Annotated in this window: 15 protein-coding genes; 14 read left to right on the top strand and 1 reads right to left on the bottom strand. The window is 55.9% G+C overall.

Going from position 1 to position 15,972, the window contains the following annotated elements; translation table 11 throughout:
- Positions 1-32 precede the first annotated feature (32 nt).
- Positions 33-716, bottom strand: coding sequence for a GntR family transcriptional regulator (locus YERSI8AC_RS20155; RefSeq protein ID WP_022521859.1), 684 nt, complete (start codon positions 714-716; stop codon positions 33-35).
- Positions 717-872: 156 nt separating this feature from the next.
- Here YERSI8AC_RS20155 and dctP point away from each other — a divergent pair, with 156 nt between their 5' ends.
- The 14 genes from dctP (at position 873) to YERSI8AC_RS20225 (ending at position 15,972) form a co-directional block, all read left to right on the top strand.
- Positions 873-1,868 carry a TRAP transporter substrate-binding protein DctP gene (gene dctP, locus YERSI8AC_RS20160; protein WP_022521858.1) on the top strand — a complete coding sequence of 332 codons (996 nt, stop codon included), beginning with the start codon at positions 873-875 and terminating at the stop codon, positions 1,866-1,868.
- 100 nt (positions 1,869-1,968) lie between these two features.
- Positions 1,969-2,490 (top strand): TRAP transporter small permease subunit, encoded by a 522-nt coding sequence (locus YERSI8AC_RS20165; protein ID WP_022521857.1) that lies wholly within the window; start codon positions 1,969-1,971, stop codon positions 2,488-2,490.
- Positions 2,491-2,492: 2 nt separating this feature from the next.
- Positions 2,493-3,827 (top strand): TRAP transporter large permease, encoded by a 1,335-nt coding sequence (locus YERSI8AC_RS20170; RefSeq protein WP_009285860.1) that lies wholly within the window; start codon positions 2,493-2,495, stop codon positions 3,825-3,827.
- An 11-nt stretch (positions 3,828-3,838) separates the two neighbouring features.
- Positions 3,839-5,230 carry a malonyl-CoA decarboxylase gene (locus tag YERSI8AC_RS20175; protein WP_022521856.1) on the top strand — a complete coding sequence of 464 codons (1,392 nt, stop codon included), beginning with the start codon at positions 3,839-3,841 and terminating at the stop codon, positions 5,228-5,230.
- Positions 5,227-6,765, top strand: coding sequence for a malonate--CoA ligase (locus YERSI8AC_RS20180; RefSeq protein WP_022521855.1), 1,539 nt, complete (start codon positions 5,227-5,229; stop codon positions 6,763-6,765). Before YERSI8AC_RS20175 ends, YERSI8AC_RS20180 begins: the two co-directional genes overlap by 4 nt.
- A gap of 158 nt (positions 6,766-6,923) precedes the next feature.
- A complete protein-coding gene (locus YERSI8AC_RS20185) occupies positions 6,924-7,382 on the top strand; it encodes a DUF2170 family protein (RefSeq protein WP_235270540.1) in 459 nt (152 codons plus the stop codon).
- Between the two features lie 107 nt (positions 7,383-7,489).
- Positions 7,490-8,185 (top strand): PspA/IM30 family protein, encoded by a 696-nt coding sequence (locus YERSI8AC_RS20190; RefSeq protein WP_009285863.1) that lies wholly within the window; start codon positions 7,490-7,492, stop codon positions 8,183-8,185.
- A 45-nt stretch (positions 8,186-8,230) separates the two neighbouring features.
- Positions 8,231-8,953 carry a DUF2491 family protein gene (locus YERSI8AC_RS20195; RefSeq protein ID WP_022521853.1) on the top strand — a complete coding sequence of 241 codons (723 nt, stop codon included), beginning with the start codon at positions 8,231-8,233 and terminating at the stop codon, positions 8,951-8,953.
- Between the two features lie 43 nt (positions 8,954-8,996).
- The gene (locus tag YERSI8AC_RS20200; protein WP_022521852.1) at positions 8,997-9,410 is read left to right on the top strand and encodes a DUF350 domain-containing protein; all 414 of its coding nucleotides are present in this window, start codon (positions 8,997-8,999) and stop codon (positions 9,408-9,410) included.
- 23 nt (positions 9,411-9,433) lie between these two features.
- Entirely contained in the window at positions 9,434-10,057 is a 624-nt protein-coding gene (locus tag YERSI8AC_RS20205) for a DUF1190 domain-containing protein (RefSeq protein ID WP_022521851.1), read from the top strand.
- Positions 10,058-10,076: 19 nt separating this feature from the next.
- Positions 10,077-11,243 (top strand): glutathionylspermidine synthase family protein, encoded by a 1,167-nt coding sequence (locus tag YERSI8AC_RS20210; RefSeq protein WP_022521850.1) that lies wholly within the window; start codon positions 10,077-10,079, stop codon positions 11,241-11,243.
- Between the two features lie 167 nt (positions 11,244-11,410).
- On the top strand, positions 11,411-13,453 hold the full coding sequence (locus YERSI8AC_RS20215) for a methyl-accepting chemotaxis protein (RefSeq protein WP_159177397.1): 2,043 nt from the start codon (positions 11,411-11,413) through the stop codon (positions 13,451-13,453).
- 12 nt (positions 13,454-13,465) lie between these two features.
- Positions 13,466-14,533, top strand: a complete 1,068-nt coding sequence (gene cheB / locus YERSI8AC_RS20220) for a chemotaxis-specific protein-glutamate methyltransferase CheB (protein WP_159177398.1) — start codon at positions 13,466-13,468, stop codon at positions 14,531-14,533.
- On the top strand, positions 14,530-15,972 hold the full coding sequence (locus YERSI8AC_RS20225; protein ID WP_022521847.1) for a CheR family methyltransferase: 1,443 nt from the start codon (positions 14,530-14,532) through the stop codon (positions 15,970-15,972). The genes cheB and YERSI8AC_RS20225 overlap by 4 nt, the downstream gene beginning before the upstream one ends.

Raw genomic sequence — 15,972 nt, forward strand, 5'->3', positions numbered from 1 at the left:
GAGCTACTGCCGAGGCTGGTTAGCAACCCAAATCAGCCCGTTCTCTCTAACGGTGACTCCATCCTGCGTACGCTGGAAACGAAATCGCTAAAGCGCTCGCCTTGAATCAATACATGGTCGCTCAGTGCTTGCTGGGCCGCCACAGAGTCACCCCGCTCAATAGCCTCGACGATGGTTTGGTGCTCGCTAAGGGAATTATTGACCCGCTGGCGCACTTGGAGCTGCAGGCGCCGGTAAGGCTTTAAACGTTGTTTAAGTTGGCGCGCTTCGCTGGCCAAAAAAGTGTTGTGGCTAGCGGTGTAGATACAGTCGTGAAAGCCTTCGTTTTCGTAGTAATACTCGTCGCTGTCGCCGGCCAGGGCCGCTGCTTCGCAGCGCTGATGCGCTTCGCGTAACGCGGCCAGCTCTGATTCGGTAATCCGGCGCGCCGCCAAGCGGCCACACATGCCTTCAAGCTCCGCCATCACCTCAAACATCTCGATCAGTTGATCAATCCCCACTTTCGCAACGAAGGTGCCCTTCTTCGGGGAAACGGTGACCAAGCCGCTGGCGACCAACTGTTGAAAGGCTTCGCGCACAGGCGTTCGCGAAACCTGAAACTCGCGCCCCAAGGCCTCTGGATCCAGGCGCTCTCCCGGTAAACGGCGGCCATTGATGATGTCATCCTCAAGAGAATCTCTTAATCGCTGAGCATTGGATCGCTTGGTGCCGGTCATCTTTTACCTCCTTGGATCGCGGCTCGTCTTAGCCGTTTTAATGCTGTCATACAGTTGACATTAGCATACATAGCGCCTATTGATATATATATCAGCTCGACTGATAGATACATATAGCCCATCCAAACACACAACAACAACTGTTGGAGACGCCTCATGCAACGCTATTTGATCTCAACTGCTGCCGCTCTCGGTCTCGCCATTGCCGCTTCCCACGCCTCTGCCGATACCGTGCTACGCGCGTCGCATCAATTCCCCGGGGGGCAGGGAGATGTTCGCGACGAAATGGTGCAAATGATGGCCCGCAAAGTAGCCGATGCGGATGTAGGGCTGACCATAGAAGTTTATCCGGGCCAATCGCTGTTCAAAGCGCGTGAACAGTGGGGCGCTATCGCTCGTGGTCGCCTCGATATCACCTCTCTACCGCTGGACTACGCCAGTGGTCGGCATCCGGAATTTTCAGCTACGCTGATGCCGGGCTTAGTGCGTAATCAGGCCCATGCCCAACGTCTGAATGACTCTGAATATATGGACATGATTAAAGAAGTCATTCGCGAAGGCGGCGCTCGAGTACTTGCAGATGCCTGGTTATCCGGTGGCTTTGCATCTAGCGAACAGTGCGTTACCTCCCCGGATACCGTCGAGGGCCAAAATTTCCGTGCTGCAGGACCTGCGTTTGAACAAATGCTTGAGGCCGCTGGCGCCTCCATTGCCTCCATGCCCTCTTCCGAGGTGTATACCGCCATGCAAACAGGTGTGCTGGATGCCGCCAATACCTCGTCGATGTCGTTTATCTCTTTCCGGCTTTATGAACAGGTTGAATGCTTGACCGAGCCGGGTGACTTCGCGCTCTGGTACATGTACGAACCCATTCTTATTTCTGAGCAGGTATGGCAAGAGCTTAACGATGAACAGCAAGCAGCGCTGATAGAAGCCGGTGAAGCCGCAGAAGCCTTCTTTGCTGAAGAGGCCGCCGCCATTGATCAAGAAATGGTCGATCTTTACGAGGAGAACGGCGTTGAGGTGGTCAGCATGAGCGAAGACGACTACAACGCCTGGCTCGATATCGCCAAGGAAACCTCCTACAAAAACTTTGCCGACAATGTTCCCAATGGCCAGGCCATTATCGATGCAGCGCTGGCCGTCGAGTAAGCAACCTATAAACGCCTAACGGCTCGGCTGCCCTTCGGGGTGGCCGTTTTCAACTGATGCTTGCTTAGCTTGGCGAAATAACCAGCTTGACGAGGGAAATATGGCACCTGCAACGACTCACAATGCCCTGACGCGTGGGGGCATCATCGGCGGCTACATTCGCGTCATGGATAAGCTTTCGCGGCTTTCCGCCTATTTAGCCTGCGCCATGTTTATCGCTGGCGTATTAGTGATTTGCCAGATGGTATTTATTCGTTACTTGCTTGGAATGAGCACCAGTTGGCAGACCGAATTCACCATCTTTTCAGTAACGGCAGCGATGTTGATGGGTAGCCCTTATGTACTGATGACCGGCGGGCACGTGGCTATCACTATTGTGCCCGATGCGCTGGGTGGTATTACCCGCACCATCATGCGTTTGATCGCTTCGCTGTTTGGATTAGGTTTCTGTGCCGCACTGGCGTATGCCAGCTGGGTCTATGTTTTTGAGGCACTTCACGGTGAGTGGACGACGGGTTCCGTCTGGAATCCACCGCTGTGGCCCGCCCTGCTGCCCATGGCCGTCGGCGCTACCCTGCTGTCGCTGCAGTATGTGGCTGAAATTTTGCGTGGGGAGAACTAAGCATGGATCCCATTACCTTAGGCATTATTGTCGCCATCGCGCTGATTGCGCTGATGGCCATTGGCACCCCTATCGCTTTCGCCCTGGGCGGTGTATCGCTGCTGGCGCTGATCTACGACCGCGGCCTTGCTGAGCTCACCTACTTCGGGGAAACCTTTTTTGACCGCATCGCCGAGTTTGGTTTTGTCGCCATTCCGATGTTTATTCTGATGGGCGCCGCGGTGGCCTCCTCCCCCACCGGGCGCGATCTGTATCGCTCGCTGGATCTATGGATGGGCAAGCTGCCCGGCGGCTTGGCGGTTTCCAATATCGGCGCCTGCTCTATCTTTGCTGCGCTCTCGGGATCGTCACCAGCCACCTGTGCGGCAATTGGTAAAATGGGCATTCCCGAAATGCGCATGCGCGGCTACCCGGATGGCGTGGCGGCGGGCTGTATTGCCGCGGGTGGCACCCTGGGCATCCTGATTCCGCCGTCGGTCACCATGATTATCTACGGCATCTCCACCGAGACCTCTATTGGTCGACTGTTTATTGCCGGGGTGGTGCCAGGCTTTATGCTTGCAGGCCTGTTTATGATCTGGACGATGATCGCCTGCAAGATGGCCGGTGGCTATAACAACCCGATGGCGGAGTCCGTCGAACGGCTAAAGCAGAACGTTAAGCAGAATGTTGATACCAACCTGAAAGCGCTAGTGCGTGTTCTGCCTTTCCTGGGCGTGGTCGCGGGTATCCTGTTTGCCTTGTACGGTGGGGTGGCAACACCGTCAGAGGCGGCGGGTGTGGGTGCATTTCTGTGTTTGGCGCTGGCTATTTTGATCTACCGCATGTGGCAGTTGGGCCCGATAAAACTGATTATGCGCGACTCGCTGCGCGAAAGCGTGATGATCATGCTGGTGATCGCCACCGCCGAAGTGTTCGCCTATGCGCTCTCCTCGATGTTTATCACCCAAACCGTCGCCGCCGCGATTGCTGATCTGGAGATCAACCGCTGGGCGCTGATGGGGGTGATTAACCTCTTTCTGCTGGTGGCGGGTTTCTTCCTGCCCCCCGTGGCCGTGATCGTGATGACCGCGCCCATTCTGTTACCTATCATCCTGGCGGCTAATTTCGACCCCTACTGGTTTGCGGTGATTTTGACCATCAACCTGGAGATAGGTCTGATCACACCGCCAGTGGGTCTCAATTTGTTCATTATTAAAGGTATCGCACCGGATATTTCGCTGCGCGACATTCTGATGGGAAGCTTGCCCTACGCGCTATGTATGGTGCTGGGTATCTTGCTGCTGTGTCTCTTCCCAGGCATCGCGCTTTGGCTACCTAACTTGATCATGGGTTAAGGAGTTCGACCATGAACATGCTGTTTTTGCAGGAGCTGTTCAACAACATCACTCAGCGCGATGCACTGTTGCGGCGCCGCCATCCCGAGACTTTAACGCCCGACCATGGGCAGTTGGTTAACGCCTGCCACAAGCTGTTGGAAAGCGATGGCGAAGCCTCCAGCATCGCGCTGGCAAGCCGCGCCTTGGCGATTTATCAGCGCCTTTCGGCAGCTGAAAAAAGCAGCTTTTTTGCCCGCCTAATGGCTGACTTTGCGGCTGAACCTGGCCCCATTGACGCGGCCTACCTGGCATATCAAGAGGTTCGCGACAACCAATCGCTACAGCGCCTGTTTGAAGCCTGCGAGCCCCGGCGCCAAGAGCTTTTTCGGCGTTTAAACCTGGCCAGCGACGGCACCTATGAGCTGGTTAAAATGCGTGAAGACCTGCTGGGGCTACTACGCGAACAGCCGGAATTAGCGCCCATCGACGACGATTTCGCCCATCTGTTCGGCTCCTGGTTCAACCGCGGCTTTTTGATGCTCAAGCGCATTGACTGGAACACTCCCGCTTCGATTCTAGAGAAGATCATCCGCTACGAAGCGGTACACGAAATACAGGATTGGGATGATCTGCGCCGGCGCCTGGATGCCCGCGATCGCCGCTGTTTCGCCTTCTTCCACCCCGCCATTGGCGACGAGCCGCTGATCTTTGTGGAAGTGGCCCTCCACAAGGGCTTGCCAAGCCGTATACAGCCCATCTTATCGGGGGAAAGTTCTGGAGAGGGTTCTGGCGAGAGTCGTCATACTAAAAAAGCCATCGATGAGCCCGAGGATGCCGATACTGCGGCGTTCTTTGGTATCAGCAACTGCCAGACCGGCCTGCGCGGCATCTCCTTCGGTAATTTTTTGATCAAGCAGGTGGTGCAAGAGCTCTCCCAGGAGCTGCCGCAGCTTAAATACTTCGTCACCCTCTCGCCGGTACCTGGCTTCGCCCAGTGGCTGCAGGAGCAGCGTGAGGATGAGCAGCTTCCCTCGTCGCTGCGTAAATCACTCAAAGGGCTTGAAACCCCAGGATGGCATCAGGACAAAGCGCTTGAAGAGCAGCTTAAAGCCGCGATTCGCCCACTGGCCGCCCGTTACTTGGTCGAAGAGAAGAACCGCCACGGCCTGCCGCTCAACCCGGTGGCCCGCTTTCACCTCGGCAACGGCGCTGAACTCCACCGTATTAATTGGTTGGGCGATATCTCCGAGAAGGGCTTTAAACAAGCCGCTGGACTGATGGTTAACTATCTGTATGTGCTGGACGATATCGAGCGCAATCACGAAAACTATACCGCCAAGGCGACCGTTGCTTGCTCGAATGAGGTGCGCGACCTCGCCAAACGCGCTCGCAAGCTGGCCAAAGGAGAGACCACCAAATGAGCCACAACCTATTTGAAACCTTTGCTGCCAAAATGCGCGAGCGCGCAGAGGCCGATTTTATTACTACCCGCGATGGCCGCCGCTATCGCTACGCCGATGCGCTGACCATCAGTGCGCAGCTTGCCGGCGCACTAACCGAGCTAGGCGTTAAGCAAGGCGACCGCGTTGCCGTGCAGGTGGATAAAAGTCCTGAGGCGATACTGCTTTACCTGGCCTGCCTGCGCATCGGCGGCGTCTATTTGCCCCTCAATACGGGCTATACCGGCGATGAGATTCGCTACTTTTTAAATGACGCCGAGCCCGCGCTGTTCGTTTGTCGCCCCAAGATAGAAGAGCAAGCACTGTCGCTTGCTGCTGAAACCGGCTGTCCGGCGGTGGTCACCCTGGGCAGCGCCGCCGATGGTAGCCTGATGGAAACCGCCCAAGCGGCAGTACCAAGAGAAGACATCGTGGCACTTGGCGAACGCGACCTGGCCGCGATTCTCTATACCTCAGGCACCACTGGGCGCTCCAAAGGCGCCATGCTAACGCACAAAAACCTCGCCTCTAACGCCAAGACCCTGGCCAAAGCGTGGCACTTCAGCGCTGATGACCGGCTGATTCATGCGCTGCCGATCTTCCACACCCACGGCTTATTCGTCGCCTGCAACGTCACTTTGATGGCGGGCGCCAGCATGCTCTTCCTGCCTAAGTTCGATGCCGATGTCATTTTTGAAGAGTTGCCCCGTGGCACTGTGATGATGGGCGTTCCTACCTTCTATACGCGCTTGGTTCAGGACGAACGACTGACCCCAGAAGCTACCGCCAACATGCGGCTGTTCGTTTCCGGCTCCGCTCCGCTCACCGCCGAGACCCACGAGGCATTTGAAGCCAAAACGGGGCATGCGATTCTTGAGCGCTACGGCATGACTGAAACCAATATGAACCTCTCCAACCCCTATGACGGTGCCCGCCGAGCAGGCACTGTGGGCATGCCACTACCCGGTGTGGAGATGCGCATTACCAATCGAGAAACTGGCGCGGAGGTGCCGTTTGGTGAGATTGGCATGCTGCAGATTCGCGGCCCGAATGTCTTTATCGGCTACTGGCGAATGCCCGAAAAGACCCGCGAAGAGCTGTTAGACGACGGCTTTTTCATTACCGGCGATCTCGCCATGGTCGACGAGCAGGGCTATGTGCATATTGTTGGCCGTGACAAGGATCTGGTGATTTCCGGCGGCTACAACGTTTACCCCAAAGAGGTGGAGCAGGTGATCGACGAGCTTGATCAAGTCGCCGAATCCGCAGTGATCGGTCTACCGCACCCTGACTTTGGCGAGGGCGTTACCGCAGTGGTGGTTCGCCAGCAAGGCGCTGATCTTGGAGAAAACCAGCTTGAAGAGGAGAAAGTAATCACCCATTTAGATGGGCGACTAGCTAAGTATAAGCAGCCCAAGCGGGTCTTCTTTGTCGATGAACTGCCGCGCAATACGATGGGCAAAGTACAGAAAAATGAACTGCGCAAACGGTTCAACGACACCTACCAAACGCCTTAGTCGCCATTCCTAAGCGTTACCCACCCCTAAATGTTTGCCCCAACTCTTTCACCTGACACGATAAGGGAAAGAGGCGGGGCGTTTTTTTGCGAAAAGGAACCATTTGCTCTACTAAATGTTAAGGTAAGGTCACTTAACAAACGATGGAGCAGATTGCCTTGACTACGCCTACCGTTACCAACGGCATCACCGCCACCGAGCTATATAAGTTAGTCAGTCAGCCAGCGCACAACAGCGCTGGAGATGCGCCCCTTGAGTGGCCTGAGGGCACTATCAGCCTGGATGAGACGAATCAGACCCTGATCTGGGAGCTTAACGACTACGGCAACTTGCCGATTACCCTGTCGCGCAGCGAAAATGAGTGGGTCGCCATGGCACCTATCGTTGCCGTGGAGAGCGTTAAAAACACCGCTGAGCTCAACGAAGTACTGCTGCGCCAAGGCATTGCGTTACCGCTGGCCTCCGTGGGGATTGTCGAGATCGACGGTCACGACTTTTATGTGGCTTACGGACAGCTGTTTGGCGACTCAAAGCTTGAATCGATTTGTGCCGAGCTACACGCCACAGCCAGCGCGGCCATGGACGTCGCCGAACTGATTCAAACGCACTTTGCCTAAGCCTAACAGGGGTTATCGAAAACAGAGTTAATCGGTCATCGCCACTGACATGCACACTGAAACAGTGGCGCTTTATTTAAAGATATTCTTAAAGAAGAGACACTTATATGTTAAGCAAAATTATGACTGCCCTGCGTGGCAAAGCGAATGAAACCGGTCAAGCCGTGGTGGATTCCCAAGCACTGCGCATTTTAGACCAGGAAATCCGCGACTCGGAAAATCACCTGAGCCAATCTAAAACCGAACTCACCCGCCTGATGGGCCAGCGCCAGCTAAACAGCAATAAAGCTGACGCCCTGGAAAGCAAAATCGCCGAACTGGAAAAAAGCGCTGAGGCCGCGCTGGATAAAGGTGAAGAAGCGCTAGCCGTGGAAGTGGCTGAACGCATGGTGGCGCTGCAGGATGACCTGGAAGCGGAGCGCGCTATTGTCAGCGAGTACGACGCCAGCATCGAAAAACTACGCGGCGCGATTCGCGGCACCGACAATCAGCTTCGCCAACTCAAGCAGCAGGTGAGCGTCGTTAAGGCGACTGAGTCAGCACAAAAAGCCCAATCTGCCGTTGCGGCTCGCCACTCAGGCCAGAACAGCGCCATGAGCAGCGCCATGGAGTCACTGGAGCGCATCAAAGAGCGCCAGCAGCTTAATTCAGCGCAAATGCAAGCCGCTGACGACATGGCCGCAGAAGAGAGCGGCAGCTCGCTGGAAGCCCGCCTGAAAGCAGCCGGGGTGGGTGGCCAGAATCGCAAAGCAGACGACGTGTTAGCGCGCCTGAAAGCGAAGAAAAACGCCGCACAGGAATAAGCGTTAAGAGCAAATCAGCGTTTAAATTTATTAGGGAGCCAGGCCATGTTTAACACCCTCAAGGCACTTTTTCGCGCTACGACGGAGAAACCACCCGAGCCTAACGAAGGCCGCCCGGTGGCCGCTGGCCTGCCTATGAGTATCAGCCAGGAAGACCTTGAGGGCCTACGCCTGGATGGGCGCGTCAATATTAAGCTGATCGGCCTGCGCGCCCACCCCGATGCACTGTTTCGCTGGAACGACGATGCCTACCATCATATAGCTGCCGTGGGGCACGTCGATCTTGGTCAAGGAGCGCACTTGGTGCGCTTCTATCTGGATAACGACACCTGGCTGCAGGCCAATATTGAGAACGGTCAGGTGCTTGAATATAAGCTGTTCGACTTTTACCGTGTTGCCCATCTCTCGGATGCCGAATTTGATAATTTGATAAACGGTGAAGATAAACAGCCCGACAGCATCGGCGCCCAAACCATCGCGCTCACCTCAACCACTGAGGAGGCGCGCAGTTGCACCTATCAGCGAGTGTGGGGGAATGGTGACAGCCTGTGGTCGCCGCCGGTGGTTTTCGAAGAGCAGGTAATGACCACCGAGAGCGTGTCGGCGCGCCATGTGACCCACCATGCCATGCTCTATGAGCGTACCATCGAAGGCGCTGAGCGTATGGAGTACTTACTGCTGAGCGCAGAAAGCGATGGCGAAGGCAGCTTTATGGTGGTGCACAACGTGGGGGTAGATGTGGCCTCCGTCGATATCGACGCTGTTTGACCCGCAAGTCTATTTTTAAGCTACTGAAAAGGAAGCAACCACCATGGTGAATTACCTCTACGGCCTGCCATCATTTATCGCCTATCTAGTCACGGCGATTATCCTGCTCGCCGCCTTTATGTACTGCTACAGCCGGATTACCCCGCACCACGAGTGGACGCTGATTCGCGAAGGTAATGCGGCCGCTGCTTCTGCCTATGGCGGCTCCATTTTAGGCTTCACCATTCCGCTGTACAGCGCGATGGCAAACTCCATTAGCTTCATCGATTTTGTGCTCTGGGGCATTGTCGCCTTTATCGTTCAGCTGGCCACCTTCTTTGGCGTTAAGTTGTTTCTGCGCAAGCAGGGCGAAAGCCTGTCTCAGCACATTACCGAAGGCCACCAGGCCTACGGCATTTTAATGGCCAGCGTGGCCGTGGCAGTCGGCTTACTCAACGCCGCTTCGATGACTTGGTAACGACGTGGTAAAGGAGAGCCTGCATGTCAAAACACGATAGTACCCCTCATTTGCCGCGCCGCAAGCGCAGCGGGCGCTTGTCACTGGCAATGATGGGCGCCAGCGCCTTTGGTCTTACCGCCTGTGGCCAACCGCCCCAGGAAGAGCAAATCACCGATATAGAGTTCGACCAGCCGCGCAGCTTTCAAAGCGTTGAGGATTGTGTTGCAGAGAATGTCTATACCCGTAGCGCCTGTGAAGATGCTTACGAAGCCTCATTAAAAGAGGTGCCGCGCTATAGCACCCTGGAGGAGTGCGAAGCGGAGAATGGTGAAGGCGCTTGTACCGCGCCGACCGAAGAGCAGTCTCAAGCGGCTACGGGTAACACCGGCGGCAGCTGGTTCATGCCTGCCATGATGGGTTATATGGTCGGCAGCATGATGTCCAACACCAATCGTGGACGCTCCTTCGAGCGGGTGTATCAGGAGCCGGTGTACCGCAATCGCCAGAACCAGGGCAACTGGAACACGGCCTCTAGCCAGGCGACTCAGCGCGTCACTCAGCGTAACGATGCCATGCGTAGCTCAGTGGCTCAGAACCGCCAAGCCGCGTCTCAGCGCCGAGGCTTTGGCTCACGCTCTTCTGCCCGCGGCGGCTGGGGCTCATAACCCCCAGGCAAACATTACTATGCTGCGAATCGATATCCCTGAAAGGAAAGAGTGGAAAGCCCTCGCCCACGAGCTGGGCTTTCATTTTCATACCATCGACGGGGAGCCTTACTGGAAAGAGGATGCCTACTACCAGTTCAGCCTAGAGCAGGTAGAGCGAGATATCGAAGCACCTACCGAGGAAGTGCATGAAATGTGCATGGAGCTGGTGGACAAGGTTTGCCACTCCAATGCGCTTATGCAGCGTCTGGCGTTGCCTGAACACATGTGGGACAGCATCCACAACTCCTGGAAGTCGGGTCAGCCGCACCTCTACGGGCGGATGGATTTTGCCTATTCAGGCGATGGTCCGGCGAAACTGCTGGAACTCAACTACGACACCCCTACCTCACTCTACGAAGCAGGCTTCTTTCAGTGGGTGTGGCTTGAGCAAGCTATCCAACAAGGCATCCTGCCGCGCCATGCGGATCAGTACAACTCGATTCAAGAGCGCTTGATCAATGCTATGGCGCACCTTGGCGATCGCATTGAAGCGCGTACGCTCTACTTCTCCTGTATCAAAGATAATGCCGAAGAGCGCGCCACCGTGCATTATTTACAAGACGTGGCGGTGCAGGCAGGCCTCAATGCGCCCTTTATCTTCACCGAAGATATTGGTCTACGCCCAGGGACGGAACACTTTGTTGACCTTGATGACCAGCCTATCCACGCCCTGTTCAAACTCTACCCCTGGGAAGAGATGGCCGACGATGCGTTTGGCGAATATATCCCGCAGCTAAACACCCACTGGTTTGAGCCGCCCTGGAAAGCCATTCTCTCCAACAAGGGGATTCTGCCCCTTTTATGGGAGCACTTTAAGGGCCACCCCAATCTGTTACCGGCGTTTTTTGAGGATGCCAATAGCCCACCACTGCCTGCGGGCTGGGTGCGTAAACCGTTCTTCTCCCGGGAAGGCAGCAATGTGGAGCTAATCACTCCAACTGGCCAGCGGGAGGCCGTGGACGGCCCCTATACCGACAGCCCATGGATTCGGCAGGCTTACCACCCGATGCCGCGCTTTGGTAATAACCACGCCTTAATTGGCAGTTGGGTAGTGGGCGACCGTGCCTGCGGCATGGGCATTCGTGAAGACGTTGGTCGCATCACCAAAGACTCCTCCTGCTTTGTGCCCCACGCGATCGTGTAAGCGCAAGTACCAAAATACACTTATTACAGGCTAGCCAGTCCTCACAAAAAAAGCTGAAATCGTTGCCACTACCCTAAGTAGAATGGTAAGTATCACTCTACTTCTAACCCTGAGCGCTATTGAGCAGCGCCGTTAGGGCCACCGTTTACTTTGGAGCAACGGCGAACATGATGGCGCGCTGGAAATCCCTACCTTTACGGCTTCGTCTATTTCTCTCTTTTGGGACAGTCTTAGCATTCGCGATGCTTTTGGCGCTCTATCTTCAAGCACGTTCACACAGCCAAGCGCGGCTGGATAACCTGCTTAATCAAGAGCTACCGGCACAGGTCAAAGGGCTGGCAGCGCATATAAACCTCAGCCTTAGCCAGGATCTTGCCATTTCCGAAAGCTTGGCCAATAGCTACTTTATTGAGCAGTGGGTTCGCGAAGGCCTACCGGAAGAGCGACAAAACGACATTGCGGCGTATCTAGCGCGTCTTATGGAGCAGTTAGACACCGAGCTGCTGTTTATCGCCGCTCAACACCAGGGTCGGGGCTACTATTTCCAGCTGCGCAACGGTGAATTTCTGCAGCGCATTATCCAGCCCCCCGGCAACGAAGATGACTGGTACTACCACTTTACTGACAGCGACAACGCTTACGAGCTAAATTTAGATAGCGACACTTTTTCCCCCGACGATGCCTTTGTGTACGTCAATTATCGCAGCGCGGTAAATGCCGCCAACGGTCGACCGCTGGTCGTGGCCGGTGCGGGGCTTGATCTCTCCCAAATGGCCAGTTTGATTGATGACTTTCGCTTAGGTGGTAGCGGACACGCCTCGCTGCTCAGCGCCGAAGGTGAGCTGCTTGTTCGCAGCGGCAAAGCCAATCGTAGTGATGAATCAGCTCCTACTGTCGCAACAGCCACCGAGGCCGTACCAGAGCAAGCGTCGCAGCGTTTGCTGCAAAACGAGCAGCTACAGGTGCATGAAGCGACCCGTGACGGTCAAGAAGTGTTGGTCAGCACGATCTGGCTCCCCGAGCTGCAGCGCTACCTAATGGTGGAAGTCGATAAAAAGGCGTACCTGGCGTCCACCCACGAGCGCTTCCTGGAGTCCAGCGGTATAGGGCTGCTCATTCTGCTCGTTGGGCTGCTGGTACTCTACCCGCTGACTGGCAGCCTCATCCGCCCGCTGATTGATTTCCAGCGCCAGTTGAAAGACATCACCCACAGCCTGGATCTTTCGCGGCGGGTCAGCACCGATGACAAAGCCGAACTTGGCGACTTAGCCAACCAAACCAACGAGCTCCTTGAGCGCCTCTCCCGCGCTATTGCGGCAGTGTCCAAAAACGCTCAGGCACTAACGCAAGTTGCCGACCGGCTGGCGAAAACCGCCGGGCTTTCCGGTGTGCACGGCAGCGATATCGATCATGAAGCAAGCCAAACCATGGCCGCAGCGGTCGAGGAGATGGCCTCTTCGGTAGCGGAAATAACTTCCACCATGGAAGAACTCTCTACCTCATCAACCCAAATTGCCGATCACTCTCAGTCGGTGGTCGACGTTGCCAATCAGACGCTGGAGCGCAGCCGGAAAGGCAGTTCGGCCATGCAGCTGCTACAGTCAAAAATGCAGGATATCCGTAGCGACAGCGAACAGAGCCTGACAGAGATCATGACGCTGGGGGCGAAATCCAAACAGATCAACAAGGTTATGGAGCTGATCAACACCCTGGCCGCTCAGACCAAGCTGATCGCTTTTAATGCCGCCTTGGAAGCTTCAAGCGCAGGGGAATCGGGCCGCCGCTTTTCGGTTGTCGCCAGTGAGATACGCCGCTTGGCTGACAGCGTGACCGACTCAACCCAAGAGATTGAAGCGCATACCGATGATATTCAGACGGCGATTAATCGCTTGGTGGTGGCCTCTGAAAAAGGTGCCTCCTCAATCGAGCAGGGCGTTGAGGCAAGCATGAGTACCGCCCAGGATCTGGAGGCGCTGCTCAAGGCGGCGAGTCAAACCAGCAGCGCGGCCCAGCAGATATCGCTCTCCACACAGCAGCAAAAAACCGCCAGCAGCCAGGTGGTGATGGCGCTACGCGATATCGATACGGCCAGTTCTCGCAACGCACACTCAGTGCGCAGTATTACCGATATTAGCCAGGACATGATCCATATGTCGGCTGAGCTTAACGCGCTGGTGCAGGAGTTCACCCTAACAAATAAAAATCGCTGATAAGGATACCGGATGAGTGTAATTCGGGTAGTCATTGCCGACGACAGCCAAGTAGCCCGCGACGTGCTACGCGATATCCTCAGCCGGGACGATGATATTGAGATCGTGGGGGAAGCCACTAATGGTCGCGAAGCGGTGGAACTGGCCAAGCGCCTTGCGCCGCAGCTGATCACCATGGATCTCAACATGCCGGTGATGGACGGCTTGTCCGCGATCGAAGAGATCATGTACAGCAAAGGAGTGCCCATTCTGGTAGTCAGCGACCGCTCCGATGCGCAAACGGCTTATCAAGCCCTTGAGGTAGGCGCGTTGGAGGTCATGCCTAAACCCACTCTGGAAGGAGCCGATGCCGAACGCTTGCTGGAGCGTGTACGCCTGCTTTCCGGCGTGGCGGTCATCACTCGTCTACGTCGACGCGGCTTAGCACCCACCCCCTCTCCTCCAAGAGCGACATTTGCTGTAACACCACGGGGGGTGCCGCGTAACTTCCAGCACGTGGTCGCGATCGCCTGCTCAACCGGTGGCCCGCAAGCCTTAGTGCGGGTGCTGCGGAGGCTACCCAGCGGGTTTCCAGCCCCCATTGTGATCGCCCAGCACATCAGTCATGGATTTATTGATGGCATGGCGCAATGGCTGGCATCCCTTTGCACTATGCCGGTTAGCGTGGGTCAAGAGGGCGAACGGCTACGCCCTGGGCATATTTACCTATCACCTTCCGAGCGTGACTTATGCGTATCCTCCCGCCACCGCTTCCAGCTTCAACCCAGTCCTGAATGCTCCCTGTACCACCCCAGTTGCGATGTGCTGCTGCAAAGTGTCGCGGCGGTCTACGGCAGCGATGCGATTGGTATTATTTTGACCGGCATGGGCCGCGATGGAGTGAATGGCATGCGGGCGATACATCGCGCAGGCGGAACCACTTTCGCGCAAGATGAAGCTAGCTCGGTGATTTATGGCATGAATCAGGAAGCCGTCAAAGCAGGCGTCATACAGTATGAATTACCGCTCGATAGCCTTCCGGATCGACTGCTACGCGATGTCCATGGCTGCATGGATAGCCGACCGGAGCCTCTGGCATGAGTGCGTTTGCTCCCTTCAAAGCTCTGGTGCATCAACGCTGCGGTTTACACCTAGATGGCTTGGCCGAAGCCCGGCTATTCCGAGCAGTAGCCAGCTTACAGGCCTCCACGGGGCTAACCGACATCACTCAGCTCCTCAAGCAATTAAGCTGTGACACGGCGCTATTCGATCAATTTGTCAGCCAGTTAACGGTCAACGAAACCTATTTTTTTCGCGAACCTGACGCCCTGGACTGGCTGGTCAACACCTATTTACCGCAACGCCTAACAACAGAGCAGCCGCCGCTCTCTATCTTCAGCGCGGGCTGCTCTTCCGGTGAAGAGCCCTATAGCGTAGCGATGATGCTATTTGAGTGCTTTGGCGAGCGGGCCAAAGCACTGTTTACTATTACCGGCGGCGACCTGGATCACCAAGTCCTCGCCAAGGCACGCCAGGCAGTTTATGGCGGCATGGCGTTTCGCGCCCTCTCCCCCGCCTTCAAAAAGCGTTACTTCAGCCCCCACAAGGGGCGTTACAAGCTTCACGAACCGCTGCGCCAATGGGTAACCTTTCGGCCGTTTAACCTGTTAAACGCCAACGAAGACAGCCCCGTCGGCCCCTTTGATGTAATTCTGTTTCGCAATGTCTCGATCTACTTTGACCAGCAGACGCGGCGCCATATCCATCAGCAACTTAGCCAGTTGCTGGCCCCCAATGGCATTTTACTCTGCGGCGTCACCGAAACCCTGGGTAACGATCTCGGCGTGTTTGAATTGACCGAAGCTCAGGGCGTATTTTACTTTCGCCATGCAGAGCAACCCGCGATAGTGCCAGAGACGCCCCTTCAGCCCTCATTACTTGCGATGGACAACATGGCTGAAGACAGTATTACTGAAGACAGTCTTAGCGTTGCTGAGAGCGCAAATAAACAGCTAGCGTTAGACAACTGCACTGACGTGGCACCCCAGGCGCCACGTCAGCATGCAACGGAAAAAGAGCCAACGGACAGCATTAGCCACCAACTGCACACCGCCCATCGGTTGCTCAACCAAAATGCGTTTGACGACGCCGCTACGCTGCTTGAGGCGCTACTTGAGCAACAGCCGTGGTCGATCGATGCGCTGGTGCTGGCCGGGTTGGTCGCCCGCTGGCAGCAGCGACCCCAGCTCGCCTACGAGCATTTTAAGCGGGCCATTTACGCTGCCCCGGAGTGTTGGCCGGCCCATTTCTATTTAGCTGAACTTTATCGCCAAGGTGAACTGGCCGACAAGCCATTACAGCGCAAGCAGCGCTATGCTGCGGTGGTTCGTTTGCTGACCACCGCGCCCACCTCTGATGGAGGGCTAGACACCATCACCCCACCACTACCGCCAGGCGATGCGCGCTTTCTAGCCGAACGTTATTTAGACGCGGTGAACCTAACACTGGCATCAACCAGTACCACCCAGGGAGTGGGTTAA

The organism is Halomonas sp. 113, assembly GCF_904067645.1.
GTDB lineage: Bacteria > Pseudomonadota > Gammaproteobacteria > Pseudomonadales > Halomonadaceae > Vreelandella > Vreelandella titanicae.

What these genes read in the sequence shown, in the direction of transcription:
- YERSI8AC_RS20215 (WP_159177397.1), top strand. Translation starts at nt 11,411, where the DNA reads ATGATGGCGCGCTGGAAATCCCTACCTTTACGGCTTCGTCTATTTCTC.
- YERSI8AC_RS20205 (WP_022521851.1), top strand. Translation starts at nt 9,434, where the DNA reads ATGTCAAAACACGATAGTACCCCTCATTTGCCGCGCCGCAAGCGCAGC.
- YERSI8AC_RS20170 (WP_009285860.1), top strand. Translation starts at nt 2,493, where the DNA reads ATGGATCCCATTACCTTAGGCATTATTGTCGCCATCGCGCTGATTGCG.
- YERSI8AC_RS20155 (WP_022521859.1), bottom strand. Translation starts at nt 716, where the DNA reads ATGACCGGCACCAAGCGATCCAATGCTCAGCGATTAAGAGATTCTCTT.
- YERSI8AC_RS20180 (WP_022521855.1), top strand. Translation starts at nt 5,227, where the DNA reads ATGAGCCACAACCTATTTGAAACCTTTGCTGCCAAAATGCGCGAGCGC.
- YERSI8AC_RS20210 (WP_022521850.1), top strand. Translation starts at nt 10,077, where the DNA reads ATGCTGCGAATCGATATCCCTGAAAGGAAAGAGTGGAAAGCCCTCGCC.
- YERSI8AC_RS20190 (WP_009285863.1), top strand. Translation starts at nt 7,490, where the DNA reads ATGTTAAGCAAAATTATGACTGCCCTGCGTGGCAAAGCGAATGAAACC.
- cheB (WP_159177398.1), top strand. Translation starts at nt 13,466, where the DNA reads ATGAGTGTAATTCGGGTAGTCATTGCCGACGACAGCCAAGTAGCCCGC.
- YERSI8AC_RS20175 (WP_022521856.1), top strand. Translation starts at nt 3,839, where the DNA reads ATGAACATGCTGTTTTTGCAGGAGCTGTTCAACAACATCACTCAGCGC.
- YERSI8AC_RS20200 (WP_022521852.1), top strand. Translation starts at nt 8,997, where the DNA reads ATGGTGAATTACCTCTACGGCCTGCCATCATTTATCGCCTATCTAGTC.
- YERSI8AC_RS20165 (WP_022521857.1), top strand. Translation starts at nt 1,969, where the DNA reads ATGGCACCTGCAACGACTCACAATGCCCTGACGCGTGGGGGCATCATC.
- dctP (WP_022521858.1), top strand. Translation starts at nt 873, where the DNA reads ATGCAACGCTATTTGATCTCAACTGCTGCCGCTCTCGGTCTCGCCATT.
- YERSI8AC_RS20225 (WP_022521847.1), top strand. Translation starts at nt 14,530, where the DNA reads ATGAGTGCGTTTGCTCCCTTCAAAGCTCTGGTGCATCAACGCTGCGGT.
- YERSI8AC_RS20195 (WP_022521853.1), top strand. Translation starts at nt 8,231, where the DNA reads ATGTTTAACACCCTCAAGGCACTTTTTCGCGCTACGACGGAGAAACCA.